This is a genomic window from Nonomuraea turcica (assembly GCF_030718205.1).
Taxonomy (GTDB): Bacteria; Actinomycetota; Actinomycetes; order Streptosporangiales; family Streptosporangiaceae; genus Nonomuraea.
The window spans coordinates 74,628-99,697 of sequence record NZ_JAUZQF010000035.1 but is presented as its reverse complement, the minus strand read 5'-3'; the positions used below and the strand labels follow the sequence as shown (position 1 = coordinate 99,697).

Sequence of the window (25,070 nt, the reverse complement as noted above, 5' to 3'; positions counted from 1 at the left end):
ACACCTGTGGGGCGGCCACTTCTGGTCCCGCTCCTACTACGCAGGATCGACCGGCAGCACGAGCGCGGCCACCGTCCGCACCTACCTCCAGTCCCAGGACCGGCCCCAGAAATGAGACAAGACCAGACGTGGTCACGACCGGTTCCAAAGCGAGGGATAGGGCACGCTCAGGCCCTTGGGGGCCTTCCCGCGCGGGCCTTCACCTCCCGCCTGAAGCTTCAGGTCTAGAGGCAGTGGCTCTACCTGTTCTCGGTAGATCGGGGAGTCGGGCGAGGGGTTGTCTCGCGGGATGGAGCCGTCCGGGCGGATCCGCAGGATCTTGCCGTTGAGCGCGGCGTCGTCGGCGGCGTTCTGCGGCTCGAACGCGTCGCCGGTGCCGATCCACAGGTTGCTGTCCGGGCCGATCACGATGCGTCCGCCGTGGTGGCGGTCGGCGGTCTGGATGCCGTCGAGCAGCACGCGGTCCTGCCGCAGTGATCGGAAATCGTCGGCGATGCGCAGGGCGACGATGGCGTTTTCCCGCGCCCCGGACACATACGCGTAGACCGTGCGATCGGTGGCGAAGTCGCGTGAGGCGACGATGCCGAGCAGGCCGCCCTCGGAGCTGGCCACCACACCGGGCACCGTACCGACTGTCTGCGGCGTGCCGCCGCCGGCCGGGACTCGGACGATGTCACCGGTGATCCGCTGTGACACCAGCGCGGACCCGTCGGGAAGGAACGTCAGCCCCCACGGTGCCTTGAGGCCGTTGACGATCTCGGTGGGTACGCCCAGCGTCGCGACCTGGCCGCCACTGCGCGTGGCGCCCGGCTGCACGTTGCCGGCGTTGATGATCGGCTCTTGAAAGGCCGAGCAGGCTGTCAGGGCGAGCGCGGCGATCAGGCTCACGCCCGTCGCGGCGCGCCGAAAGGGTCGATGTGACATGGCTTCGCCTCCTTCGAGAGGTCTTTGTCGCCCGACCTGCGGTTCGTCACGCGGCGCCGCCGTTGACGAAGATGGTCTGCCCGTTGATCCACCGGCCGTCGCCGGCGAGCAGGGACACCACTTGGGCGATGTCGTCCGGGTGGCCGAGCCGTTCCATCGGGTTCTGCTTGGCGATGCTCTGGATGAGGTCGTCGCTCTTGCCCTCGAGGAACAGCGCGGTCGCCGTGGGTCCAGGAGCTACGGCGTTGACGGTGATGTCCCGGCCGCGCAGCTCCTTGGCCAGGATCGGGCCGAGGGCCTCGACGGCCGCCTTGCTCGCGGCGTACGCGGCGTAGCTGGGCAGATTGAGCCGGGTGATCGAGGTGGAAAAGTTGATGATCGCGCCGCCTTCACGCAGCCGGCCGACCGCTTCGCGGGCGACGACGAAGGTGCCTCGGACGTTGGTGCGGTGCATTCGGTCGAACTCGTCGAGGTCCAGCTGGGCGACCGGCTTGAGGATCAGGATGCCGGCGGCGTTCACGACAACGTCCACGCCGCCGAACGACTGCTCGGCGGTGTCGAACAGGGTCGTGACCGCGTTCTCGTCGGCCACGTCTGCCTGGACGGCTACGGCCCGGCCGCCGGTCTCCTCGATCGCCGCGACCGTGGATTTCGCCTCGGTCTCGTTACCGGCGTAGGCGACGACCACGTCCTGGCCGTCGGCGGCGAGCCTCAGCGCGACGGCGCGGCCGATCCCGCGGGATCCTCCGGTCACGACGGCAACCCGGTTTTGGTTGGAGGGCACCGTGTTCTCCTTCTCTGGTTTCTGTAGGTCAGGAACGCGCCGGGGTGAGCAGCTCGGCGCACGGTGGCGGCTCCGGTCATGAGGACGACAGACATCAGTGCTGCTCCTTCACATCACGGTAGCGCCGATACCAATGTATTGGGTAAAGGCGATGTGGTCAAGCTGCTATCAGAGCAGTGTTACTTTCGCTACCGTGCTCAGGGCATCAGGGCCCACGATCTCGGCGACGCGGTTGCGGGGTCCGACGATGCTGACGGCGTAGTAGTCGATGTCCTCGGCTCGGGTCTCTTTCACGGTGGCGCGCGACGCAACATCGAAGGCTTCCGCAACTGGGTCAGCCGGCGATCGGTCGCTTGCGCATGACGAACCCGGCGTGATGGAGCACTCCGTCGAGCAGTTCCCCGAAGGCCCAGAACCCGGTGTCGTCGAGGTAGGTGATGCGGTCGTCGTGGACCCAGTATCGGCCTGTGTAAGCATCAGCCCGGCCGTTGCGCGTCTCGGTGTACCGGCCGTCGGGGAGCAGGTGCTGCTCGAGCGCCCTTGACTCGTCAACCCAGACACCGTGCCATCCCTGGAGCTCGTCACCCGGGACGGCGGTCCCGGCCGGACGGGTGGGTTCGCCCTGCCACGCCTCGAGGTGTCCTGACACGACGACGGCGAGCAGGTCGGGCGGCTGGATGATCAGCATCTGCCCGATCCGGGACTCGCTCACGCGCTCTCGTGTGACGGCGAAGGTCGCCGGGTTGCCGGGGATCAGGTCGTAGACGCCGCGCCGGCCCTCGGGACGGGCGTGCACCGCGCTGTCCACGAGCAGCGGAACGACGAACGCGCCGGCCGCCTGGATCACTCGGGCCTCGGACGGAGGGGACTCCTTCCCGCGCGGACCGACGTGCGTGATCCTTCCGTCCTCGGCCCACAGGTCTCCACGTACGGTCTGTGACGGTGTGACATGGATGGTGGCGCCGAGGACCACCAGGGCATCGGAGGCATCGCTTCCTGGCATCGGCTGTGCTCCTCGTGAGACCGTGCCGACCGCGGGATCGCCGGTCGGGGCCGGGTGCGGACGTACCGCATGGATCGCGAGGACGACGGTGAACACGACGGCCAACACGGGCGGCAGGAGGCGGCGGCCGGACGTCCGTGCGGCGGCGAGCACCTTGGGCGCGTCTCTCATGCGTCCTACCCTCGACGGGATCGTGGCGCGGAAGAAGGCTGCCGTTCTCCTGGGCGTGCCGCACCCAGGCTCGCGTCGATCGGCCCCGCGCTCCCTGGCTCAGGAGCGCGGGGGCCGGGTGCCCACCTCGCTGATCAGAGCAACTTGTCCTGGGTGAAGGGAACGTCCCGGAGGCGGCGGCCGATGGCGTGGTAGATCGCGTTGCCGATGGCTGCGGGCACGCCGGTTCCCGGCGTCTCGCCGAAGCCGCGGACCCCGCGCAGCTTGCCGTCCGGGTCCGGCTCCGACCGATCCACGAACAACGCCTCCACCGACGGCGTGTCCGCGCAGACCGGAACCAGGTAGGTGGACAGGTTGGGGTTGACGACCCGCGCCGTGTTCGGGTCCACCATCGTGTGCTCCATCAGGGCGAAGCCGATCCCCCACGTCACGCCGCCGATGACCTGCCCGCGCGCGGTCCGGCGGTTGAGCACGCGTCCCAGGTCGTGCGCGGTCACGACCCGCGTCACGCGCAACCTGCCCAGCCTCGGCTGGATCCGTACCTCCAGGAACACCGCGCCGAACGAGTGCCCCGGCGTGTTGGCCTGGCCTCCGATCACCTCGACGGCACTGCCGTGGCGGGTCACGACGTCGCGGTAGGTGTCCCTGCGGTCGCGGTCGCCCCGGGCGAACAGGCGCCCGTCCTCGGTCACGACCTCCTCGGCGGGCACGCCGTGCAGCAGGGAGCGCGGGTCGGCGACGGCGAGCGCGATCACGGCGTTCCGTGCGCGCTGCGCCGCGTCGGCCGCCGAGCCGGCCACGCTGGGCATCGTGGACGACCCCGCCGACAGGGACGCGGCGGGGTACGTGGTGTCGCCGAGCAGCGTCGTGACGTGGCCGAGCGGCAGGCCGAGCCCCTCGGCGACAACCTGGCTGAGCACGGTGTACGTGCCGGTGCCGATCTCCTGGGTGGCGGCCCGCAGGGTCGCCCGCCCGTCGGGGCCGATCGCGAGGTGGGCCTGGGACGGGATGAAGCCGTAGGTGTGGGTCTCGGTGGCCATGCCCCAGCCGACGTACTCGTCGCCGTCCCTGGTCGTGCCCGGCCTGGGGTTGCGCTCGGCCCAGCCGAACGCCTCGGCCGCGGCCCGGTAGCACTCCAGCAGTTGCTTGCCTGTGTAGGGCTGGCGGGTCTCGCTCTGCTGGTCGACCTCGGTGTGGTTGCGGATCCGGAGTTCCACCGGGTCGATGCCGAGCTCGTAGCTCAGCTCGTCCATGGCGGTCTCGAGGCCGAAGTGCGCGGTCGTCTCCGGCGAGCGCATGTAACTCGACGTCGGCAGGTCGAGCCGCACGCCCAGCTGCCGCACGTGGACGTTCGGGCAGGCGTACAGGCGGAGCGTGGAGTCGCTGCCGTTGTAGATGCCCTCGTCCGTGCGGGTCACCTGCGCCGTCGAGGTGTCGACGATGGCGGTCAGGTTGCCCTGCCGGGTGGCGCCGAGCCGGAGGTGGTGGCGGTATTCGGCGCGGTGACCGTTGGAGGTGTACATCTGCGCGCGTGACAGCACCAGCTTCACCGGCCGGCCGGCGAGCTGCGCCGCCGCCGCGGTGAGCAGCGTGTGCGGATAGGTGGGGCCCTTGGCGCCGAAACCACCGCCCAGGTAGGGCGAGATGACTCTGACACTCTCGGGATCCTCCTTGCCGAACGCGAACGCCACGGCGTTACGGGCGAAGACCACGCCCTGGGTGCTCTCGTACAGGGTGAGCGTGCCGCCCTCCCAGACGGCGGTGGTGGTGTGCGGCTCGATCGGGTTGTGGTGCTGCATCGGGCTGCTGTAGGTCTGGTCGATGCGCACCTCGGCCTGTTCGAGCGCCGCGGCGGCGTCGCCGCGGGCCGACTCGTTGGGCCTGTTGCGGAACTTCTCCGGCAGGAACGCCTCGTCGAGGACGTCCGCCATCCGCGCGACCGGATCCTCCGCCCGGTAGCGCACCTTCACCAGGTTCGCGGCCTCCTGCGCCTGCTCCAGGGTCTGGGCCAGGACGTACGCGACCGGCTGTCCGTGGTGGTACACCCGCGTGTCCTGCATGGGGACGAAACGCCTGTTGAATGGGAAATCCGGCAGCTTCAGCTTCGGCATGTCGGCGTGGGTGTAGACCGCGACGACGCCGGGATGCGCCAGCGCCGCCCTGGTGTCGATCTCCAGGACCTCGCCGCGGGCGATCGTGCTCATCACCAGGAAACCGTGCAGCACGCCGGTCACCTCGTTGTCCGCGGCGTAGCGGGCCGCGCCGGTGACCTTCGCCCGGCCGTCCACCCGCGCCACGCCCTGCCCCACCAGCCCGCTCATCGAAGCCCTCCCAGATCGCTGAGGATGCTCACCAGCGCCCGCTGGACGAGCTCGACCTTGAACCTGTTCCCCTCGTACGGCTCGGCGTCCCGGACCAGGAGCCGGCCCGCCTCGGCGATCGCCTGCCCGGTCAGCGGCCGGCCCCGCAGCGCCGCCTCGACGCGCGCGTCCCGCCACGGGCGGGTGCCCACGCCGCCGAACGCCAGCCGCACGTCCCGCACCACGCGGCCGCTGGTCCGCAGCGCCGCCGCCACCGACACCACCGCGAACTCGAAAGTGGCCCGATCACGCAGCTTCAAGTAACGCGAATGCGCGGCCAGGGATGTGCGCGGCACATCCACCCAGGTGATCAGCTCTCCCGGGCGCATCGCGGTCTCCTGGTCCGGTGTGGACCCGGGAAGGAGGTAGAAGTCGGCGATGGGCACGGCCCGATCGCCGCCGGGGCCGATCAGGTGGACGGTCGCGTCCAGGGCGGTCAGCGCCACCGCCAGATCCGAGGGGTGCGTCGCGATGCAGTGGTCACTGCCGCCCAGGATCGCGTGTCCCCGGTTGTGCCCGCTGATCGCCGGGCAACCGCTGCCTGGGACCCGCTTGTTGCACACCGAGGCCGAGTCCCTGAAGTACCCGCACCTGGTGCGCTGCAACAGGTTCCCGCCGATCGAGGCCATGTTGCGGATCTGCGGGGACGCCGAGGCCAGCAGTGCCTCCGACAGCACGGGGAACTCCCGCCGCACCCTCGGGTGCTCGGCGACCTGGCGCATCCGGGCCAGAGCTCCGACGCGGAGCCTTCTGGAGTCGAAGGCGACACCGTCGATGCCGAGGCGGTTGACGTCAACGAGGTGGTCGTGGGTCTCCGCGCCGTCCCGCATCAGGTTCAGCAGGTCGGTGCCGCCCGCCACGAACGTCGAGTTCGGTGTCCCGGCGGCGATCCGTACCGCCTCGGCCGGGCTGCCGGCGACCGTGTAGCCGAAGGCCCTCACCGCCGCACCTCCTTCGCGGCGTCGGCGACAGCGGCGACGATGTTCTGGTACGCCGCGCACCGGCACAGGTTCCCGCTCATCCACTCGCGGATCTCCGCCTCCGAACCCGTGTGCCCCTCGTTGATGCAGGCCACGGCGGACATGATCTGACCAGGAGTGCAGGCACCGCACTGGAACGCGTCGTGCCGGATGAACGCCTCCTGCACCGGGTGCAGTTCCTCGCCCCGCGCCAGTCCCTCCACAGTGGTGACCTCGGCCCCACCCCGCATCACCGCCAAAGTCAGGCAGGACTTGACCCGCTCACCATCGACCAGCACCGTGCACGCCCCGCACTCACCGCGGTCGCAGCCCTTCTTGGTGCCGGTCAGGCCGAGTCGCTCACGCAGCGCGTCGAGGAGGGTCACCCTCGGCTCCAGGACGAGCTTGCGCAGTTGCCCGTTGACCGATAAGGCGACCTCCACCGACGCCCCGGCGGCGACGGCGTACGCCGATCCGGCCGCGGTGCGCCCCGCTGCGGCGGCGGCCGGCGCTGCCCCCGCGCCCGTCCCGGCCGCTGCCGCGGCCACCGCGATGGACTTGAGGACCGTGCGGCGACTGTGCAGGAGTTTCTCGGTTTCGGGGTCGTGTTCCCCGTCGCCGTGGACGAAGTCGGCGTCGTCTGAACTATCCATGGTTGCAACCTTTCGGAGCCAGACCACGATGCTCGGTACCGATGACGCTCAGGCATCAGGGACTGCTCCCCCACATCGCGGTAGCGGTGATACCACCGTATTGAGTAAAGACGATGTGGTCAAGCTGCTATTAGATTGTTGTTACTGGCGCTACCACGATTCATGCCACACGCAGCGGCTGCTCCCACGTCCGGACCAGATCCACGATGGAGTCGTGGATCCTGTGCTGGTACGGCCGGCGCGAGCCGTACCCGATGGAGGCCGCGACGTTGCCGCCCGCCAGCCTGCCTTGGCGCAGGGCATGCTGCCCGCTCATCGGGGTGATCTTGCCGGGCCTGGTGAGGTCGGGGACGGCGGCCACGTCGCCGCAGACGTGGATCTCGGGATGGCCGGGCACGGCGAGGTGCTCGTCCACCCTGATCCTGCCCTGCTCGGCCGCCAGTCCGAGGTTGGTCACGAGCGGATCCGGGCGTACCCCGAAGGTCCACACGATCGTGCGGGTGGGGATGAACTCGCCGTCGGTGAGCCGCAGCCCCCGGGAAGTGACCTGGCCGAGCGAGGTCTGCGTACGGACCTCCACGCCCCGCGACCGCAGCATCCGTGCCGTGGTTCTGGACAGGCGGTGTCGCATGTCAGGCAGCAGCCACTCGGCCGGATCGGCCAGGATCCAGCGGATCGGCTGCTCGCGCAGCCGCAGGTCGCGGCACGCGATCGCCTGAGACAGCGACTGCCCGGCCGAGGCCGCCGCCGTGCCCGCGTATCCCGCGCCGAGCACGACGAACGTGCAGTGCGCCGCGCGTTCGAAGGGATCGGTGCTCGCGGCGGCCAGGGAAAGCTGCCGGTGGATGTGATCGCGCAGCTGGAGGGCCTGGCCGACGTTGTGGAAGCCGACGCTGTGCGCCGAGACCGCGGAGACCTGGGCGACTTCGCTCACGCCTCCCGCGGCGACGATCAGCCGGTCGTAGTCCAGCACGCCGCCGTCGTAAAGCACGCGGCGGGCGTGGGCGTCGATGTGGGTGACCGTGCCGAGCACCACCCGCACACCCGGCAGCGTCTCGGCCAGCGGCACGCTCACCCGGTCCGGGCTGAGGACGCCCGTCATCACCTGCGGGAGCAGCTCCGGATGCAGCGCGGCGCCGGTCGGGTTGACCAGCACGATCTCCGCGCCATCCCCCACCCTGCGCGACAGGGTGCGCGCCGCCTGGTATCCGGCGACCCCGGCTCCCACGATCGCCACCTGTGGCCTGGTCGATGCCACGGTCATCTCCCCGAGGTGATCGCCGGCTCGCGGCGCTCCTGCTGCGCCGGCGCCAGCCGCTCGTGGAATCCGCCGTCCGGGGACCGCGTGATGATCCCGGTCTCCACACCGTGCTCGACCACGTGGTGATCCGTCTGCTGAAGTGCGAGGCAGATCGACCGGGTGATGATGAAGGCGATGACCGGGCCGATGACCACGGCGAACCTGAAGAAGATCGTCACAGCGTCGACGGTGAGGTGGAACTGGTGGGCGATCTGGTCGTTGGCCGCGGCCGCCCACAGCAGGCCGTAGAACGTGACGCCGGCGGCCGCGATGGCCGTCTTCACCGGGGTCTCGCGTGGCCGATCGAGCAGGTCATGCGCGGGCCTCTCGCGGGCCATGCGGCTCGTGGTCTTGGGCCGGCCCAGCGCGTCGCGGCGGCCGCGTCGCGAGCGGAGGAAGCGCTCGGCCATCGGGTACGCGGCCAGGGCGGTGAAGAAGACCCCGGGCACGACCAGGGTGGGGACGAGGACCGCGAGGCTGAGCGTGTAGTCCCCGAGGGTGAGTTCCCACGCGGGCATGATCCGGAGGGCGCCGTCGAGGAACCCCATGTACCAGTCGGGCACCGAGCCTGCCGAAATCTGCGTCGGCTTGGCGGGGCCATACAGCCAGATCGGGGCGATCTGGAACCCGAACCCGAGGATGATCAGCATGCCGAACGTCGCGAGCGCCATCATCGGGCGTGCGCCGCGCCGCGCCGGCAGCGAGGCGACGAACCGGGAGTGGCCGTGCCGCCGCACCAGCAGCTCACGGGCGATCAGCAGTGCGGCCATGAGGACCGAGACCAGCAAGTGCCCCCCGTACATGACCGGTATGACCCTGTCACCGGGAAAGTCCGGGCCGAACAGCAGCGACATCGCCCAGGTTCCCACCACGGGGATGGACTGCACCACTGACATGATCAGCCACAGGCTCCCGCCCGACAGCATGTCGTCAGGCAGGGCGTTGCCGGTCTCGCCCGCGGCCATGCCCAGCGCCAGCAGCGTCACCCAGATCAGCCACTGCCCGGTGCGCGGGCGGCGGAACGCGCCGGTGAGGAACATCCGCAGCAGTTGCAGCACGACGGCCGCCACGAAGATGAGCGCCGCCCAGTGGTGGGCCTGGCGGATGAGCAGGCCACCGCGCACCTCCAGGCTCAGATGCATGGTCGAGTCGAAGGCCTCGCTGACGAAGAGACCACGCAGCGGGCCGTACGAGCCGTCATAGGTCACCTGGGACATGCTGGGCTCGTAGAACACCATCAGCACCGCCCCGGTCACCGCCAGAACGACGAACGACCAGACGGCGATTTCCGCGAACATGAACGACCAGTGGGAGAACTGAAACGAGCGGCGCTTGGCCAACAACGAAAGCATTGGAACCCCCTAACCTTGCCTACTCACAAGACGTAATCGGGCCGGGGGTTTGTGACAGCGATTCGGCGCCGGTGACGGTGATTCGCGTCACTGCGCGCGCTTGAGTATGGGGCTACTCAAGACGACCTGGCGATCGGAATCACACGCTTGATCCCATGAATCGTCGCTTCGCCGTCAGCGGGCTGTTGATCGCGATCCTGTCCTTCAGCTTCCTCACCGGGTGCGAGCACCAGGGCGATCAGGCCGGCGCCGATCAGCCGCCCCAGGCGCAGCCCAAGAACCCACCGCCGGCCAAGAAGGGCTTCTGCCCCAAGGCCGGGCCGATCACCCGCTCGCTGCTGCCCTCGCTCGAGGGCGTCGAGCGGATCGCCACGAACCCCTGCCTCGGGGTGAACGGCTTCCTCGGCCTCGTGCTCGACGCCATCCCGCAACAGGAGATGGATGCAAAGAGGGAACTGCGCAGGTTCCGCACGGGGCTGACGAGCTTCGCCAAGCAGGTCGTCCTGGTGGCGGATGCCGTGGACTGCGCGTACGAGAACGACCATCTGGCGATCTCGGTCTACCAGGATCCCGCGTACGCCTGGTCGCTGGGCGTCGTGGCCGTGGTGCGAGGCGACGTGGAGGCGTTGGCGGAGGATGCGGTCTGCCTGCTGGCCAAGCAGGTGGAATTCATTCCTGGCTTTGGCGTGCGGGCGGAGGGTCCCCCGACAGCCACGTTCTGCGCCGGCACCGTGCTCCGGGAGGCCCAGGGCTACCAGTTCAGGGTCATCTGGCTGGCCAGCTCCGACAAGATGTGCCGCAGTCTCTCGGGCAGCATCAAGGATGCCTAGTGCGGTACGAGTCCTGGCCGGGTCGCCCTTATCCGAAGCCGCGCACGCGGAACTTGGCGCCGGTGTGCGTCCACGTCGCGCCCGAGCTGGTGGAGCGCCACCATCCGCCCCCGACGCGGGGCTCCTCGAAGGTGTCGCCGAGCATGAACGGGATCCGCCCGTCCGGCGTGGCATTCGGCCAGGTAGCGGGCCATGCGCCTGAGCGCCAGGTGCGCGGACCTCGGTCACGGTTCACCGTCTGACAGCGATCTTCCGGCTCTCCTGACCGGGTTCAGAAAGAAGCCCCTTCCCTGCGGCGCCGTCATGGCCTATACCCGTGATTACGGATGATCGGAGGTCCCCCATGCGGCTGCTCGGCCGTCTCTTCCTGGTGTGCACCACCGCCGCGGCCTGGTTGCCGGCCGCCGGGGCGGCGTCGGCCGGACCCGCGGGGGCCGCCGTGGCCCCGACGGCCGTCATCCGGGCCGACTTCCCCGATCCGGACGTCATCCAGGTCGGCTCCACCTTCTACGCCTACTCCACCAGCAGCTCGGCCGGGCGCATACCGGTCGCGAGCGCGCCGTCCGCCACCGGCCCGTGGACCGTACGCGGGGACGCGCTGCCCGCCAAGCCGTCCTGGGCGGGCAACGGCGGCTTCTGGGCGCCCGACGTCTCACGCCTCCCCGACGGCCGCTACCTGATGTACTTCACCGCCCCCAGCACCGCGACCGGGCGCATGTGCATCGGCGCCGCGACCTCGGCGAACCCGCTCGGCCCCTTCCAGCCCGCCGGCAACGGACCGCTCGTCTGCAACGCGAGCGAGGGCGGCGACATCGACCCGTCGAGCTTCGTCGACACCGATGGCAAGCGATATCTGGTCTACAAGAACGACGGCAACGCCGTCGGCCGGCCCACCATCCTGTGGCTGCAACAGGTCGGCGCGGACGGCGTCACCTTCGTCGGCGGCCGCACCGAGCTCATCCGCAACGACCGGCCCGAGGAGGCCGGCGTGATCGAGGCTCCCGTGCTCGTCAAGCGGCCCTCCCACTACGTGCTCTTCTACTCGGCCGGCTCCTACACAGGCAACGGCTACTTCACCAGCTACGCCGTGTCCCCGTCGCTCACCGGTCCCTACACCAAGGCGTACCGGCCGCTGATGACGACCGCCACCTTCGACGGGGCCGTCCAAGGCCCCGGCGGGACCGACGTGCTCGGCAACCGCGTCTTCTTCCACGGCTGGGTGAGCAACGCACGCCACATGTACACCGCGGAGCTGGGCTGGGCCGACGACTACCCGGTGGTCCGCGGCAGCCGGGTCCGCTACGAGGCCGAGCGTGGCACGCTCAACCATGCCGAGGTCCGCACCGGCGCGGCGGGCGCGTCCCAGGGCGCCGTAGTCGCCAAGATCGACTACGCGGACAGCTGGGTCGACGTCCGGGTGTTCGCGCCGGTCGCCGGGGCCTACACCGCGTACGTGGCCTACGCCGCCGGGTACGGCGACGCGCAGCACCTGGTGACGGTGAACGGATCGGCGCAGTTCGCGCTGAGCTACCCCAACCGCGGCTGGGACAACTGGACGCAGGTGCCCGCCCAGCTCACGCTGACCACCGGCTGGAACACCCTGCGATTCCAACACCAGACGCGCTGGGCCGAGCTGGACTACATCGAGATCAGCTGACCGGGCGCTGTCCTCAGCAGGAGAGCCAGGGCCCAGTCCTGGTCGTTGGCGAGCGGGTCAGGCCGATGGGCCGGCCGGCCATCGACGCAGCTCGGCATGACAAAGGCGCACGTCGCACCACCGTCAGTGCCGAAGTCGACGAGATTGGCCGCGAAGATCGCGTCTGCGGCCCGCTGGTGCTCGTCGGTTCTCAGTGGTGCGGGGAGTTGGCGCAGCGCCACTGCGGTGAGGACACTCCAGTAGTGGGGAAAGGTGTCGCCCCATTGCCGGTCGATGCCGAACCAGTAGCCGTCCCAGTGGCGGATGCCGATGTCGCGGGTTCTGACGTGTGGCTGCGGCCCGCCGAAGGCGCGCAGCCACACAACCGCGGTGCGCAGTGCGGTCAGGAGACGGTCGTCGGGCTGGAGGGCATACGCCGTCGCGAGCAGGCTCACCAGCGGCGCGACCATGGACTGTTCGTACGTGACCTCGTGTGCCGGCAGGTCCGTCCCCAGGTCCGCGAAGCGACCGGCGTGGTCGACCAAGGCCTTGCGCAGGGAGTTGGCGCGCTCCGCGTCGCCATGGCTGTCCAGGCTTCGCGCGACCGAGTCGACGGCTTCGGCGTGGCCGATCGAGAGGTGGTCGGACACGCCCAGGGCGTAGCTGGCCTCCAGCAGCGATGCGGCGCGGTCCAATTCGGTGGTGTCGCCGTACAGCTCGAACTGGCCGAGGAAGAAGTGCGCCAGCCAGGGCGTGTTGTAGAGCCTCAACTGCTCGGGGCCGGGACGGCTGCTCCGGTGGACGGATCCGTCCGGCTGGACGAGCCGATCCCGGGCGAAGCGCGCGAATCCAAGCAGTGCGTCATCGATCGCCTCCTGATCTCCCCAACCGCGCAGCCGCGCCTGCTGGAGCAGCACGGCCATGCCTGTGCGCTCGGCGCCGTCGGTCCAGTCGGACCAGCCGTTCTCCGTCTGGCGGAGCCCGGTGCGGGTGTCGACGGGCACGAACGCGTACCGATAGGGGTCCGGGCGCTCGGTTGGACGGTGCTCGCCGAGAATGCGTTCTATCCGCGCCTCGACGAGGTGCCGGATCGGAGCCAGGAAGGCGACTGCCGTACGACTCCGCCGGCCGTTGCGCTCGAACTCGACCTGCCTGACGCCGTGGCTGCCTCCGATCACGGCGCTGTCCTCGCCGGGAAGGATCCTCGTTCCGGCGGCGAGGTCGATGTGCAGGGCGGTGCCAACGGGTGCGGTCAGAGCGGCTAACGTCGCAGGCGCGTTGGTGGCGTCGAGGAACGCCTCACGGCTGTCGTACCATCCGAGCTCCCACGACAACGTGTGACTCTCTCCGGGGGCCAGAGCCAGAATCGGCTGCCCACCGAACGCGTCCGGATTGCGGGCATGATCGGTGGGATGGACCAACAGATGTCCCCGATTGTCCGATGACGTATGTCTGTTGCGGCTTTCCACCGAGTACGCCCACAGGCTCCCCTCCCGCACGATCACGCCGAGCAGCGGCGGCGTCCCGGACATCGGCTCGGCGAGGATCCACGACCACGCGCCCCCGGTGAAGAGGTGCGCGTGGCAGCTCCGCGCCAACGCCGTCGCCGCCCCGTCATAGACGTCACGAACCGGCACGTTGACCGCCAACCCGGTGAGCTGGATGGCATGATCGCCGGTGTTGGTCCAGGTGTAGGACTCGATGAAGTGATCGCCGGTGACCCGCCGGCCGACCTCCAGCGCGACGTCCGGGCGTGGCCGATGCCACGCGGTTACGCCGCCAGCGTGCCAGTCGACGCCGTCCGGCTCCTGCCAGCGTCCGGACCCTTTGGGCGTGATGACGAAACCGGTGCCCCAACGGTGATCCGGCCCGTGCCAGACATCCAGCGCCTCGTCGAGGAGATAGACACGGCTGGGGTCCCGCGGATGCTCGAACGACACCGGCCCGCCGTCGGGCCCCAGCCGGGCGCTGCCGCCACCGAACTCAAACCTCTTCGTCACTTCCACTCCCGTCCGGCCTTCGCAACGCCGCTTTCGATCCGTAGCGATTCGAGTAGTGTCCCGCGAATTCGTCGATGACTACGCGAGCGCACTGGCGTCCGGCCCGTTCACCAAATTCCCGCCGACGTCGACGTCGACGTCACGGAGCGAATCAACGCGAATGGCCGAAACCTGGTCCTGCTCCTCCCGATCACATGGCACTATGACCGCGTGCCCATGAGCCGGCCCTCCTTGCGCGCACTGCGTGCCGCGGTCTTCGCGGCGGCCTGCGTGCTGGTCTCGGCCGGCTTGCACGGGCTGGCCGGCGGCGGACCGGTGCGCCTCGACGTGATGCTCGGTGCACTCGCCCTGGCCTGGACGGGCGCCTATCTGCTCGGGCGCCGCCAGCGCGGCATGGAGGTCCTGCTCGCGGCCTGCTTCGCCACGCAGTACGGCATGCACCACCTGTTCAGCACAGGTGCGGTCACGCCGGTTCCCCCCTCGCACGAGCACGGCAGCCCGGTGGGCATGATCCTGGTCCACGCCATGACGGCGCTCCTGTCGGCCTGGTGGCTGGAGCGAGGGGAATCGGCCCTGGCCGCCCTGCTGCATCTGGCCGTGACCACCGTCCACCGCTGGTGGCGGATCCTGTCGGTCCTGGCCGGCACGCTGGTCGAGCTGGACCCCCAGGCCCTCCGCCCGTCCCATGACGAGCGCGTCGACTGCCCGCAGTCCTGGGGCGCCACGGCCATCCCCCGGCGCGGCCCACCCCTGCGTTTCTCCCTTCTCTGATTCCGCCTTCCGGGTCGCGGCCTGTCACGCCGACGGCCCGCGTACCGCCGCGCGCCGTGACGAGCCTGCGGCGGACCTCGAACCCTGTCGGAAGCACGCGCGCCCATCTGCGTGCGCGCGTCGCCTTGCACGTGGAGAAACGCCTGATGACCTCAACCACCGACGTCGGCAGCGCCGCCGATCACGACCACCCGCCCTCCCCCGAACGTCCGTCGTCCTGGGCCGCGTTGCGCCCCCTGGTGTTGCGCCTGCACTTCTACGCGGGCATCCTCATCGCCCCCTTCCTGCTCGTGGCCGCCGGCACCGGCCTGTTGTACGCCACCTCCTTCCAGATCGAGCAGGTCGTCTACCAGCACGAGCTGACCGCCCCCGCCGGCCAGACGCGCCTGGCCCTCAGCGAGCAGATCGCAGTCGCCCGCGCCACCCAGCCGCAAGGCACGGTCACAGCCGTGCGGCCCGCCGCCGAGCCGGGACAGACGACGCGAGTGCTGCTGGACCGCCCGGGGCTGCCGGAAAGCACGCAGCTGGCGGTCTTCGTCGATCCGCACACCGGGCAGGTGCGCGGCACGCTGGAAAGCTACGGCAGCTCCGGAGCGCTGCCCGTCCGCGCCTGGATCTCGATGCTCCACCGCCACCTGCACCTGGGCGAGCCAGGGCGGATCTACAGCGAGCTGGCCGCGAGCTGGCTGTGGGTCGTCGCGCTCGGCGGCCTGGTGCTGTGGACCACCCGACGCCGCCGCAGCCGGCGCCATCTCCTCGTCCCCGACCGGACCGCACGCGGAGCCCGCCGCACGCTGTCCTGGCACGGCTCCGTCGGCCTCTGGGCCGTTCTCGGTCTGCTGTTCCTGTCAGCCACGGGTCTGACCTGGTCCAAGTACGCCGGCGCCAACGTCGACGAGCTGCGTGCGACCTTCAACTGGACGACACCGTCGATCAGCGCCTCCGGCGGTGACCACGGCGGCCACGCCTCCCCCGCAGGACATCACGGCACCACGACGGACATCGGCGTGGACCACGTCGCTCAGGTGGCCGCCGGCAAGGGGCTGTCCGGCCCTCTGGAGATCACCTGGCCCGGCGAACCCGGCGACCCCTACCTCGTCAAGGAGATCGACAAGACCGCGCCCACCCGCCTGGACCAGGTCGCCGTCGACGCGGCCACGGGCCAGGTGCAGGCCGAGCTGCGCTTCGCCGACTATCCGCTGGCGGCCAAACTGGCCCGGTGGGGCATCGACGGCCACATGGGGCTGCTGTTCGGCCTGGCCAACCAGATCCTCCTCGCTCTGCTGGCCATCGGGTTGATCTCCCTGATCGTGCTCGGCTACCGGATGTGGTGGCAACGGCGGCCCACCCGCGGCTTCGGCAAGCCGTACACCCGGGGCGGCTGGCGGAACGCGCCGTGGGTCGTACTGGCGCCGCTCGGCCTGCTCGCCATCGTTGTCGGAGTGTTCCTGCCGCTCATGGGCATCTCGCTGGCCGCGTTCCTGGTGATCGACGTCCTGCTCGGGCTGCGCTCCCGCGCCCAGGCGATCCCGCCGCGGACCAGATAGAAGGCGCCGCCGACGAGGACCTGTCAGTGGTGGTGGCCGCGCCGGCCGAGGGTCTCCACGGGGGTCGCGCCGGGGCGGGTCCACTGCGGCACGGGGCGGCCGGTCGGGCCCCAGGTGGCGTTCCCGTCCGCGTCCGAGCGCCAGGACCAGGACGGGCTACGCCCCTCGGGCCAGCCTTCGGGGTTGTCCTCCCACGTCTCGCCGCGGCCGTAGGGCGTCATGTCGAGCAGGCCGAGGGACCCGTTGACCCGCTCGTTGCCACGGCCCGTCGTGGCGTAGGTGAGGAACACGCGGTCGCCGTCGCGCACGAAACAGGTGAGGTAACCCATGCTGCCGCCGACCGGCTCGTCCACGTCGCGCACCGAATACCAGGGCTGGGTGTAGCCCATGAACTCGACGAAGGAGGCCACCTCGTCCCACGGGCCCGTGGTCAGGACGGCGAACGAGACGCCGCGGGCGTTGAGGTAGACAGCGTCCTTCAGGTGCCAGGCCGTGGTGGTGCAGCCCTCGCACTGCCCCTGGTGCGGCGCGCCGTCGTACCACATGTGCTTGTAAACCACGAGCTCGTCGCGGCCCTGGAACAGGTCCAGGAACGGGACCGGGCCATCGGGTCCGACGACCTCGACCGTCCCGTCGAACTCCACCATCGGCAACCGGCGGCGGGCCGCGGCGATCGCGTCGCCCTCGCGGGTGTGGGCCTTCTCGCGGACCAGAAGCTCATCACGGGCGGCCTGCCAGGTGGCCAGGTCGACGATGGGCGGCCGGCCGGGCAGCGCGGTGGTCGGGTCACTCGGCGTGGTCGTCATGGTGTCCTCCGTGGTATCCGGTGCCGGGCAGCGTCGTACGACGCCCTACAACGTCATCAGAACAGACCCGCGACCCGGCCGGAACTCATCGCGCCAGGCGGCGCCTTCGGCCGAGCCGGCATCGACCACGTCCGGCTGACAAAGTTCACAGGACCGCTTGCAGTCTCGGACCGTGTTCCATGGAAAAGCAAAAGACCACCCTCGGTCCTCTGCAGACTCGTTTTCGTACAGAGCCAGCGGATCTCAGCTGTTGAAAAGCTTGCGAGGTATCGTTCGGCGAGCCTTCTGGCCTGCTCAATGTCCATGTCCACGCTCCCAGCTTGTTCGTGCGACAAATTCCTGCCCCAAGACGTTTCCGGCTCTTCGGCTAATCACGCGATCGTCACCAGCATCAACTGGGCTTCTCGGGAGGGGGCGGGCGGTCCCACTCGTAGCGATAAGGTGCTTGCGCTACGCAAGAGGCTAAGAATGCTGAATGTCTTGCATGTGGAGGTATTGCCCATGCGCATGCCGTCCACAGACGCGCAGAAAAGGGCGCGCCCCCGTCACTGCCGGAAGGAACGAGACCGTTCAGGCTAACGATCTTCGACACACCGGCCCACCAGGGTGACTTTCCTCCCCCGCACAAGACATGCCAGATCCGGACGCGATCGGACCTCCCGCCGGGGCCGCGCACTCGGCGGTAGAGAAAACCACACCCACATCGCCCACGCCGATCATCGCGAGCGTGAACCGTCTGCCACCATGTGCTCACCAGCAGTGGGAACCGGCCATGACACAGGTCGGACCCCCGTCCCACGACTGCAAAGGCAGAGTACGTGAACGTAGAGGCGGAGATCCTCGGCTTGCAGCTACGCATGCAAGCGCTAGAAGCCCAACCGTGTCCCGGCAGTGTCATCACGGCCATCGGGGCCGCCGTTGTCGTGATGACAGCCAAGGTGACAGAAGGCAGATTCGAGATCGTCGAAACCCTGTCGGCTCTGGCCGCCGACGTCGAAGACCTTCGTCGGCGGACGCACGAGCACCTCCAACGCGACAAGCCGACCTGGTACGACACCCTCCAAAACGACCTGAACGCCCTGCGGCTCAAACTCGATCGCTTGCTTGAGAAAGACGGCGTTTAGGGACTGGCGTGAGCGTCCTTTCTGTACCAGGGCTCACGCTGGAGCGCCTGAAACGACCCATCTCCGCAACGGCGACGCCTATGCCTTTGTCCGAGCAATCGCATGTTGTCCTCGCAGGCCACAGGCACGTCTTGGGGATGCTGGCCTTTCACCTCACTTGCGTGAGTAACGTCAGCCTCCCGTGAATCGAGATGTTTATGAGCAACAAGAGAGGACGTTGCATGTGGGGGTGACGCCTGCGTGAGCAAGAAGCTACCGGGGGCTCCATTGGACGAGTTGCCGATGACGACAAAGAAGGAGCAGTTCAGTCTCGCTTACGTGCATATGCTGGCATCCGCAGCCGGATGTTCGATTAAAGACCACCGAACCGACGTCGACGGTGTCGACATCACGTTGGCCTCGTCTGCTGAGTATGAGGTTTTCTACTGTCCCCAGTTTGAGCTGCAACTGAAGTGCACCTCACAGGCGCGTGCGCTGTCCGACGAGCATGTTGCCTGGCAGATGAAGGCAGCACCGTTCCGCAGGTTGACGCATCCAAAACGTCACATTCCGGCTTTTCTAGGAGTTTTGTTCGTCCCGCAGGAGTCTCAAGCATGGCTGGATCAGGACGAAGACCGCCTCCTCATCGAGAGCCGCATGTACTGGGAGGCTGCCTGCAACTTAGGAAGCATCGAAGACTCACAGGACTCGAAGATCGTGCATCTACCCCGCAGTAATCTCTTTGATGTAGAGCAGCTTGTTGGCATCATGAAGGCGATCGGAGACGGAGGTAGCTGGTGAAGCGACCCACCCCAGACTCCTCTCTCCTGGAGTTGATCACGAGCCTCACACCTGCCGCCGTCTCTCAGTTCCTGGCGACGCAATCGTGGGAGCTGGAGTCACGGCTCGAGGACGTTCGTGAGATCTGGCGCCTGCCCAAAGATCACGGCGCATTGGCTGCTCGCATCATGCTGCCGCTCTCGAGTGACTTCGCCGACTACTCGCAGCGTTTCTATGACGCCCTGAACGCAATCCGCGTCATCAACGACTGGGACGTGGACAGCCTCTACGAACGCATCATCGCCACTCGTGCCGACCTGCTGTACATCCGACTCGATCAGGCCATGCCGGACGGAACTATCCCATTTCGCCAAGCAGAAGCCACCATCAAAGCGATCCACCGAATGATGAGAGCAGCGGCGACGACAGCCGCAGACCCCGCGCACTCCCACCGAGGGCGCAGGTCGGCACTCGTGACCGAGTTCCTGAACGAGGACGTGCGCCTAGGCCACACCAAGCGCGGCAGCTTCATCTTTACTGTCGTGGCAAGACTGGAAGACGACATCAGCGGCGATCATTCGGTCGATCCACCGCGGGCGGAGGACGATCTCATCAGCGAGCCCTTCCCACGCAAGGTCATGGCGACGCTGGCAAGGGGCCTCCAGACGACGCACCGACTGGCTCGCGGGCGCGATCGGGAGGCTCTAGAAAATCCTGCGGCATGGGGACTGAGCGCTAATCTCATTGAGTCTCTGGAAGAGATGGCTGAGCCCGAAGGGCTGCGATCTCTGGACCTGTCCTTCGAATGGGCGGCTGCCGAGCAAGCCCCCGCGGTTGGCACGGAGCCGATCAGGCTTGAGCACGAGATCCTAGGAGAGCTGGCTCGCGTTCGGGAGCGCCTCGTCCGGCAGGAGGAGCCGCCACGCCGAGAAACTCTCGTAGGCGCCGTCAAGTCACTGGCCTGGGACGAGGGAAGCGATCTCGAGGATGAGGTAGGCGCGATCGTGATCCTCGCGGACGTGAACGGCCGCACTCGGAATGTGCATCTAACCCTTTCTGGTCGAGACCACGATTGGGCGATTCGGGCTTACCGGAACAAGATTCCTCTGACGGTGACAGGCGACTTGGCATATGAACGACGAGCCTGGCGCCTCCAGGGTGATATCGAGCTCGACACAGGCTTCCTGCAGCACACGCTTGGCGATCTGCCAGAACGCTGAGCACGCTCGCACTCGCAGCTCGACGCCCACACCCCGGCAGATCCGTCAACGCCGCGGACGGCAATCGCGCACCCGTCGAGCCTATTTGACCGGACCCGCTCCGGCAGGGGTGCGACGGATGCGGCGACGGAACCGATCTCCCCGAGGTAGCGCACGGCGCCCGTCTCACCGGCAGCATCTGGCCCTCAATCAACGACTGGACGATCTCCCGCAGAATGGGCAGGGCGCGCTGGCATGGTCTGAGCCCTCGCAGCCTACGACCAGGACTTATACGTCCGCCCAGATGTCATTCGCCCAAGCCCGCCCGACGGGCGCGGACCACTGCCTGGGCGCGGTCGGCCACCGGTCTCGGGCTGCTGGCCGTGGGCGTGGCATCGGCGCGTACGACCGCCGAGCCCGTCCCTGTGAACGCCTGATGTCGTCGTCCCGCCACACCCGGTGCCATCTCGACGACCCAGTCGAGGAGGTGTGGCGGGGCATCCTGCCCTGACCGCCGCCATCTGGCACAACCGCCATACCGGCCAGCCCATCACCCGATCGCTGATTGCCTACGACCACTGACTAGGCGTGCCAGAGGGCGGCAAGCTGCCGGGTGGCCAGCCGGGATGGTATGGCGCGCAGCAACGCGTCGCGAAGCCACGCGGCGACGCCGGTCTGGGAGGTCAGCCGCGATTGCCGGGACGCCGCCCGCATCATGCGGTTGGCGCTGGGCCTGCGCTCGGCGTCGTAGCGCAGGAGCCGCTGGGCGACGTCTGACGGCTCTGCGCCGCTCAGGTGGCGGGTTAGTGCGGCCGCGTCTTCGAAGGCCTGGCTGGCGCCCTGGCCGAGGTCGGGTGGCATGGCGTGCGCGGCGTCGCCGAGGAGCGCGATCCTGCCGACCGCGAACGAGGGCAGGGGTTCGGCCAGGCGAGCGATCGGGTCGACGTAGATGTCGGCGGGCAGGGTGGCCTCGATCAGTGCCGTGACGAGGGGGTGCCAGTCGGCCATCAGGGACAGCATCTGCCGGCGTGCCTCCTCCGCGCCGGGCGGCGTGCCGTGCAGGACGGAGTCGGTGAACCAGTACAGGCGGTGCTCGCCGACGGGGAACAGGCCGAACATCGCCCCGCTGCGGCGGTCGACCAACTGGCTGGCGAGGAGGTCTGTCACCGGGCCGGGAGGGCGGGGCAGCATGCCGCGCAGGTCAATCCGGCCGGTCCGCCGTAGCCCGGGGTGGCCGGGAATGAGCTGTTCGCGCAGCTTGCTGCCGATGCCGTCGGCCGCGATCACGGCGTCCGCTCTCGCGACGGGGTTGCCGTCGCTGATCACGGTTACCCCGGTGGGGTCGGGCTCCAGGCGCTCGACCGGGGTCGCGGTACGCACCAGGTCGGCGGGCAGCGGGGCGCGTAGCGCCCGGTGCAGCTCAGCCCGGTCGATGATGGCGGGCGTCCCGACCTTCTGCTGCGCCTGGACCGCATCGGTGATCAGCAGCGGGCGTCCGCGCCAGTCCCGCAATCCCGCGCGGGCGGCAGGCATGATGTGCCCGCGAACGTCTTCAGCCAGCCCCAGCGCGTCCAGCGCGCGGAGCCCGTTGGGCATGACCACGATCCCGGTGCCTGCTTCCCGGAGCTCGGCGCCCCGTTCGAAGAGTGTCACCTCGTGGCCCAGGCGATGCAGCCCCACCGCGGCCGTCACTCCTCCGAGCCCGGCACCGACCACCACGATCCTCATGAGACCTCCTCGCCGATTCACTACGATCGTACTAGTACGGCTATTGGTAGCATGGTCGCATGCCGCCCACCAACCCGGCCCGTCGCCGAGCCCTGACCGATACCGCCATCGAGCTACTGGCGTCGTCGGGCGTGCATGGACTGACCCACCGCGCGGTGGAGAAGGAAGCAGACCTTCCGCCGGGAACGGCCTCTAACTACTTCCGCAGCCGGGAAGCGCTGCTGGTGGCCGCCGCGGAGCGCATCGCCGAGCTGCATCACGCCGACACCGACCGGGCCACCGAGCAGCCCGCGACGCTGGTCGACCTGCTGACGGAATCGCTGCTCACAGCGGCGACCACACTGCGCAACCGCTATCTGGCAATCTTCGAACTTCAACTGGAGGCCGTGCGCCGGCCGCTGCTCGCCTCGGCGCTCGCGGGCCTGCAGGACATGTCGGTGCAGATCACCGCCGGGCACCACGACAAACTCGGCCTCGCCATCCCACGCGAGAAGATCCCCGCGCTGATCGCGCTCTACGGGGGTGCGCTGTTCACCCTGGTCACCGCGCCGCCAGGGAGCGTCAGCAGGGACGTCGTCCAGAGCGTGGTTCAGGCCATCGTGCATGGCTGTGCCCCACACGATGAAAATCCTGAATCGGTACGGCAGGGCCGCCACACCTAGCGCACCTTCCGGACCCCGGCCCCGTCATTAAGCAGCCTTCATCAGCCTGCGGACGAACTCCCGATGCGCTAGAACCCGCTGGGCTCGAATACTCCGATGTCGTCGGCCGAAGGGCCCTGGCTCGGGGAGGTCCGGTTGAGCGACGCCTCCACAAGCTTGACCAGCCCTTGACGGAGGCTGCTTACCGACATCCGCGAACTGGTGGCGAGAATCGCGTGATTCACAGGAAAGCGGCGACTTCGGTCGATCGCCGTCCCCGCTGATGCCGACGCACTTGTCCGCGCCCGACCGAGCGGCGCGCACGATCGAGGCTAGCTTTTCATGAGTTGAGCGAGGCGGTCCCAAGCTGGGGATGAGGCTCCGGGCTGGGATTGCGCGGCCAACCGGGCGATAGTCGGGTTGTGGACGGGGCGGGTCTCCGTTCGGCTGTGGTGGTTGGTGAACCAGTTCCGGGTACGTGCGGCAAGGGCTGGGAGGCGGGGATCGTCCGGCGACCAGTCGTAGGCGGCGTCGTGTTCGAGGTAGAGAGCGCGGAACTCGGGATCGGTCATGAGCTCGCGTTTTTCGGCAATCCACAGGGAGCTGTCCTCGGGTGAGGCGGTTTGCATGAGGATCCAGCCGTCGCGTTCCAGGTGTATCGCTCGCTCACTGACGCCGAGTTCGCGCAAATCCTCGAGATAGTCGGCGACTTCCGGGGAAACGAAAAGCCGGTCGTCACCGCGCAACTGGGCGAGTTGATCGCGGGTTCGCTGCAGCTGCGCGATGCGGTCTTGGAGGGTGTGGTCGATCTCGGCGATGGCTGCCGTGAGCGTGTCCGGGTCGGCGTCAAGAAGGTCTTTGATGCGGGCCAGTGGTACGCCCGCATGGGCCAGGGTTCTTATCTTGACGAGGTCGACGGCATCTTTGGCGGTGTAGCGCCGGTAGCCGGAGGAGTCGCGGTCGGGCTCGGCGAGCAGACCGCGCTCGTGATAGTGGCGGATGGCCTTGATGGTCACTCCGGCGTAGTCCGCGAGCTGGCCAATCGTGAGCATGCCGGACATCCTCCCACTCCAGTGATCAGACCCGCCGGGTCAGGCGGCCGCCGCCATTGCGGAAGCGCGCTTGGCCGTCGCGGACGTCGTGGTAGGAGACGAGCAGCAGGCGGAGATATCCGTCGAACGTCTCCAGCGGGTATCCGGCGGGCGCGAAGAGGCCGGGCCGGATCGGCACGTAGCGCTGCGGCGGGGCGGAGGTCATGCCGCCGGCGAACGCGGTGAAGATCCGCTCCTGCGCCTCGTCCGCCGGTTCGTAGGTCATCCGCTCCTCGAGCTGGCCATCGACAATGCTGACGTCGATGCGGAGCTGGTTGGAGCGGTAGGTGCCCACGTAGGGGGTGAGGTCGACGTCCTGCTCCACTTCGGTGACCAAAGTGGGGATCTGGACGCCGAGATGCTCACTCAGCAGCCACTGCAGGATCTGGTCCTGCAACATGATCGCCCCCGGGGTATTGCCGAAGGCGGTGAAGACCAGGTCGTGGTCGGGGACGACGCACAGGATGGACACGCCGCCGGGCGACGCGCCCGACATGGCGAGCACGGTCGTGTCGCCGAACGGGTACCGCACCCAGCCCAGGCCCATCGGCGGGACGTTCGGGGTCGCCATGTCGTGCGAGACCTGCTGCATCAGCGCGGTCGACTCGGTCGACAGGACGCGCGTGCCGGTGGGAGACACACCGCCCGCCAGGTGGGTGCGTCCGAAGGCGAGCAGGTCGGCGACGGTGCCGATCGGCGTGCCGCCGGCCGGCCCCCAGGTGTCGGGCAGCATGAACATGCTGGTGGGTTTGGCCGCCATGGTCTCGGGGTCCAGGAAGTGGCCGATGGCCGTGCTACGCAGGATGGCCTGCTCGGCTGAGGTGCAGGAGTCCTTCATGTCGGCCCGTGCGTAGATGTCGCGCTCGAGCAGGTCGGGGAAGGGCATGCCGGTCACCACTTCCAGCAGGCGGCCCGCGACGATCATGCCGCCGTTGGAGTAGCTGAGCTGCTTGCCGGGTTCGAACAGACTGCCGCAGCTGCTCGCGAGGCCGTGGACGTAGGTCTTCAGAGCCTCACGGCCCTTGGCATCGGGGAAGAACAGGTCCGCATCGATGCCGTTGGTGTGTGAGATCAGGTGCCGGACCAGGATCTTGCCCGCCGCGCCCGGTGCGGTCAGGGCGAATTCGGGAAGGTACGTCACCACCGGCATGTCGAGGTCCAACAGTCCACGGTCGACCTGCTGCAGGACCAGCGTGGTGGTCAGGACCTTCGTGACGGAGCCGAAAAGGAATCCTGTGTCTTCGCGCATCGGCGCGCCGGTGGCGACGTTCGCCGTGCCATGAGCGACGACGATCTGCTCGCCGGCGTGGTAGACGCCGGCGACGAACCCGGGGACGTTGTCGGACTCGGAGGAGGCGGCGGCCTGCTCGCGGATCTGGGCTTCGACGGTGTGCAGTGCGTTGTTGTTCATGCGAGCCATCGTCGAGCCTTG

The 25,070-nt window shown here is 68.7% G+C and carries 23 protein-coding genes; 9 read left to right on the top strand and 14 right to left on the bottom strand.

Going from position 1 to position 25,070, the window contains the following annotated elements:
* Window positions 1-4: 4 nt before the first annotated feature.
* On the top strand, window positions 5-115 hold the full coding sequence (locus Q9G87_RS61120; RefSeq protein ID WP_371825863.1) for a transposase: 111 nt from the start codon (window positions 5-7) through the stop codon (window positions 113-115).
* Between the two features lie 17 nt (window positions 116-132).
* Here Q9G87_RS61120 and Q9G87_RS53010 read toward each other — a convergent pair whose 3' ends face one another.
* The 9 genes from Q9G87_RS53010 to Q9G87_RS52970 all read right to left on the bottom strand — a co-directional run bounded on the left by Q9G87_RS53010 (window position 133) and on the right by Q9G87_RS52970 (window position 9,506).
* Window positions 133-924 (bottom strand): PQQ-dependent sugar dehydrogenase, encoded by a 792-nt coding sequence (locus Q9G87_RS53010; RefSeq protein ID WP_305924312.1) that lies wholly within the window; start codon window positions 922-924, stop codon window positions 133-135.
* Between the two features lie 46 nt (window positions 925-970).
* Complete coding sequence (locus Q9G87_RS53005; protein ID WP_305924311.1) at window positions 971-1,708, bottom strand: SDR family oxidoreductase; 738 nt, start codon at window positions 1,706-1,708, stop codon at window positions 971-973.
* 168 nt (window positions 1,709-1,876) lie between these two features.
* A complete protein-coding gene (locus Q9G87_RS53000) occupies window positions 1,877-2,002 on the bottom strand; it encodes a hypothetical protein (protein ID WP_305924310.1) in 126 nt (41 codons plus the stop codon).
* Between the two features lie 40 nt (window positions 2,003-2,042).
* Complete coding sequence (locus tag Q9G87_RS52995) at window positions 2,043-2,882, bottom strand: Atu4866 domain-containing protein (RefSeq protein ID WP_305924309.1); 840 nt, start codon at window positions 2,880-2,882, stop codon at window positions 2,043-2,045.
* A gap of 134 nt (window positions 2,883-3,016) precedes the next feature.
* Window positions 3,017-5,203: a xanthine dehydrogenase family protein molybdopterin-binding subunit gene (locus Q9G87_RS52990; RefSeq protein ID WP_305924308.1), complete on the bottom strand. Its 2,187-nt coding sequence runs from the start codon at window positions 5,201-5,203 to the stop codon at window positions 3,017-3,019.
* Window positions 5,200-6,183, bottom strand: coding sequence for an FAD binding domain-containing protein (locus Q9G87_RS52985; RefSeq protein WP_305924307.1), 984 nt, complete (start codon window positions 6,181-6,183; stop codon window positions 5,200-5,202). Before Q9G87_RS52985 ends, Q9G87_RS52990 begins: the two co-directional genes overlap by 4 nt.
* The gene (locus Q9G87_RS52980) at window positions 6,180-6,854 is read right to left on the bottom strand and encodes a (2Fe-2S)-binding protein (RefSeq protein WP_371825972.1); all 675 of its coding nucleotides are present in this window, start codon (window positions 6,852-6,854) and stop codon (window positions 6,180-6,182) included. Before Q9G87_RS52980 ends, Q9G87_RS52985 begins: the two co-directional genes overlap by 4 nt.
* Before the next feature lie 160 nt (window positions 6,855-7,014).
* On the bottom strand, window positions 7,015-8,112 hold the full coding sequence (locus tag Q9G87_RS52975; RefSeq protein ID WP_305924306.1) for an NAD(P)/FAD-dependent oxidoreductase: 1,098 nt from the start codon (window positions 8,110-8,112) through the stop codon (window positions 7,015-7,017).
* A gap of 2 nt (window positions 8,113-8,114) precedes the next feature.
* The gene (locus Q9G87_RS52970; protein WP_305924305.1) at window positions 8,115-9,506 is read right to left on the bottom strand and encodes a cytochrome b; all 1,392 of its coding nucleotides are present in this window, start codon (window positions 9,504-9,506) and stop codon (window positions 8,115-8,117) included.
* A 155-nt stretch (window positions 9,507-9,661) separates the two neighbouring features.
* Here Q9G87_RS52970 and Q9G87_RS52965 point away from each other — a divergent pair, with 155 nt between their 5' ends.
* Window positions 9,662-10,336, top strand: coding sequence for a hypothetical protein (locus tag Q9G87_RS52965; protein ID WP_305924304.1), 675 nt, complete (start codon window positions 9,662-9,664; stop codon window positions 10,334-10,336).
* Between the two features lie 343 nt (window positions 10,337-10,679).
* A complete protein-coding gene (locus Q9G87_RS52960; RefSeq protein WP_305924303.1) occupies window positions 10,680-11,993 on the top strand; it encodes a family 43 glycosylhydrolase in 1,314 nt (437 codons plus the stop codon).
* On the opposite strand, the gene Q9G87_RS52955 is transcribed toward Q9G87_RS52960, so the two are convergent.
* Complete coding sequence (locus tag Q9G87_RS52955) at window positions 11,975-13,972, bottom strand: hypothetical protein (RefSeq protein ID WP_305924302.1); 1,998 nt, start codon at window positions 13,970-13,972, stop codon at window positions 11,975-11,977. The genes Q9G87_RS52960 and Q9G87_RS52955 overlap by 19 nt on opposite strands.
* Window positions 13,973-14,188: 216 nt before the next feature.
* Between Q9G87_RS52955 and Q9G87_RS52950 the strand changes: the two genes are divergently transcribed.
* Together Q9G87_RS52950 and Q9G87_RS52945 are read left to right on the top strand one after the other, a co-directional pair.
* Window positions 14,189-14,743, top strand: a complete 555-nt coding sequence (locus Q9G87_RS52950; RefSeq protein WP_305924301.1) for a hypothetical protein — start codon at window positions 14,189-14,191, stop codon at window positions 14,741-14,743.
* 146 nt (window positions 14,744-14,889) lie between these two features.
* Window positions 14,890-16,290, top strand: a complete 1,401-nt coding sequence (locus Q9G87_RS52945; RefSeq protein ID WP_305924300.1) for a PepSY-associated TM helix domain-containing protein — start codon at window positions 14,890-14,892, stop codon at window positions 16,288-16,290.
* A 23-nt stretch (window positions 16,291-16,313) separates the two neighbouring features.
* Here Q9G87_RS52945 and Q9G87_RS52940 read toward each other — a convergent pair whose 3' ends face one another.
* Window positions 16,314-17,096, bottom strand: coding sequence for a DUF899 domain-containing protein (locus Q9G87_RS52940; protein ID WP_305924299.1), 783 nt, complete (start codon window positions 17,094-17,096; stop codon window positions 16,314-16,316).
* Window positions 17,097-17,914: 818 nt separating this feature from the next.
* On the opposite strand from Q9G87_RS52940, the gene Q9G87_RS52935 reads away from it, so the two are divergent.
* The 3 genes from Q9G87_RS52935 (at window position 17,915) to Q9G87_RS52925 (ending at window position 20,199) form a co-directional block, all read left to right on the top strand.
* Entirely contained in the window at window positions 17,915-18,220 is a 306-nt protein-coding gene (locus tag Q9G87_RS52935; protein WP_305924298.1) for a hypothetical protein, read from the top strand.
* 240 nt (window positions 18,221-18,460) lie between these two features.
* Complete coding sequence (locus Q9G87_RS52930) at window positions 18,461-19,000, top strand: DUF4365 domain-containing protein (RefSeq protein WP_305924297.1); 540 nt, start codon at window positions 18,461-18,463, stop codon at window positions 18,998-19,000.
* Window positions 18,997-20,199 carry a hypothetical protein gene (locus Q9G87_RS52925; protein WP_305924296.1) on the top strand — a complete coding sequence of 401 codons (1,203 nt, stop codon included), beginning with the start codon at window positions 18,997-18,999 and terminating at the stop codon, window positions 20,197-20,199. Before Q9G87_RS52930 ends, Q9G87_RS52925 begins: the two co-directional genes overlap by 4 nt.
* Before the next feature lie 561 nt (window positions 20,200-20,760).
* Here Q9G87_RS52925 and Q9G87_RS52920 read toward each other — a convergent pair.
* On the bottom strand, window positions 20,761-21,906 hold the full coding sequence (locus tag Q9G87_RS52920) for an FAD-dependent monooxygenase (protein WP_305924295.1): 1,146 nt from the start codon (window positions 21,904-21,906) through the stop codon (window positions 20,761-20,763).
* Between the two features lie 59 nt (window positions 21,907-21,965).
* Here Q9G87_RS52920 and Q9G87_RS52915 point away from each other — a divergent pair, with 59 nt between their 5' ends.
* Window positions 21,966-22,568: a TetR/AcrR family transcriptional regulator gene (locus Q9G87_RS52915; protein ID WP_305924294.1), complete on the top strand. Its 603-nt coding sequence runs from the start codon at window positions 21,966-21,968 to the stop codon at window positions 22,566-22,568.
* Window positions 22,569-22,879: 311 nt separating this feature from the next.
* On the opposite strand, the gene Q9G87_RS52910 is transcribed toward Q9G87_RS52915, so the two are convergent.
* Both Q9G87_RS52910 and Q9G87_RS52905 read right to left on the bottom strand, forming a co-directional pair.
* Entirely contained in the window at window positions 22,880-23,608 is a 729-nt protein-coding gene (locus tag Q9G87_RS52910) for a MerR family transcriptional regulator (RefSeq protein WP_305924293.1), read from the bottom strand.
* A 16-nt stretch (window positions 23,609-23,624) separates the two neighbouring features.
* Window positions 23,625-25,049 carry a serine hydrolase domain-containing protein gene (locus tag Q9G87_RS52905; protein WP_305924292.1) on the bottom strand — a complete coding sequence of 475 codons (1,425 nt, stop codon included), beginning with the start codon at window positions 25,047-25,049 and terminating at the stop codon, window positions 23,625-23,627.
* Window positions 25,050-25,070: the final 21 nt, after the last annotated feature.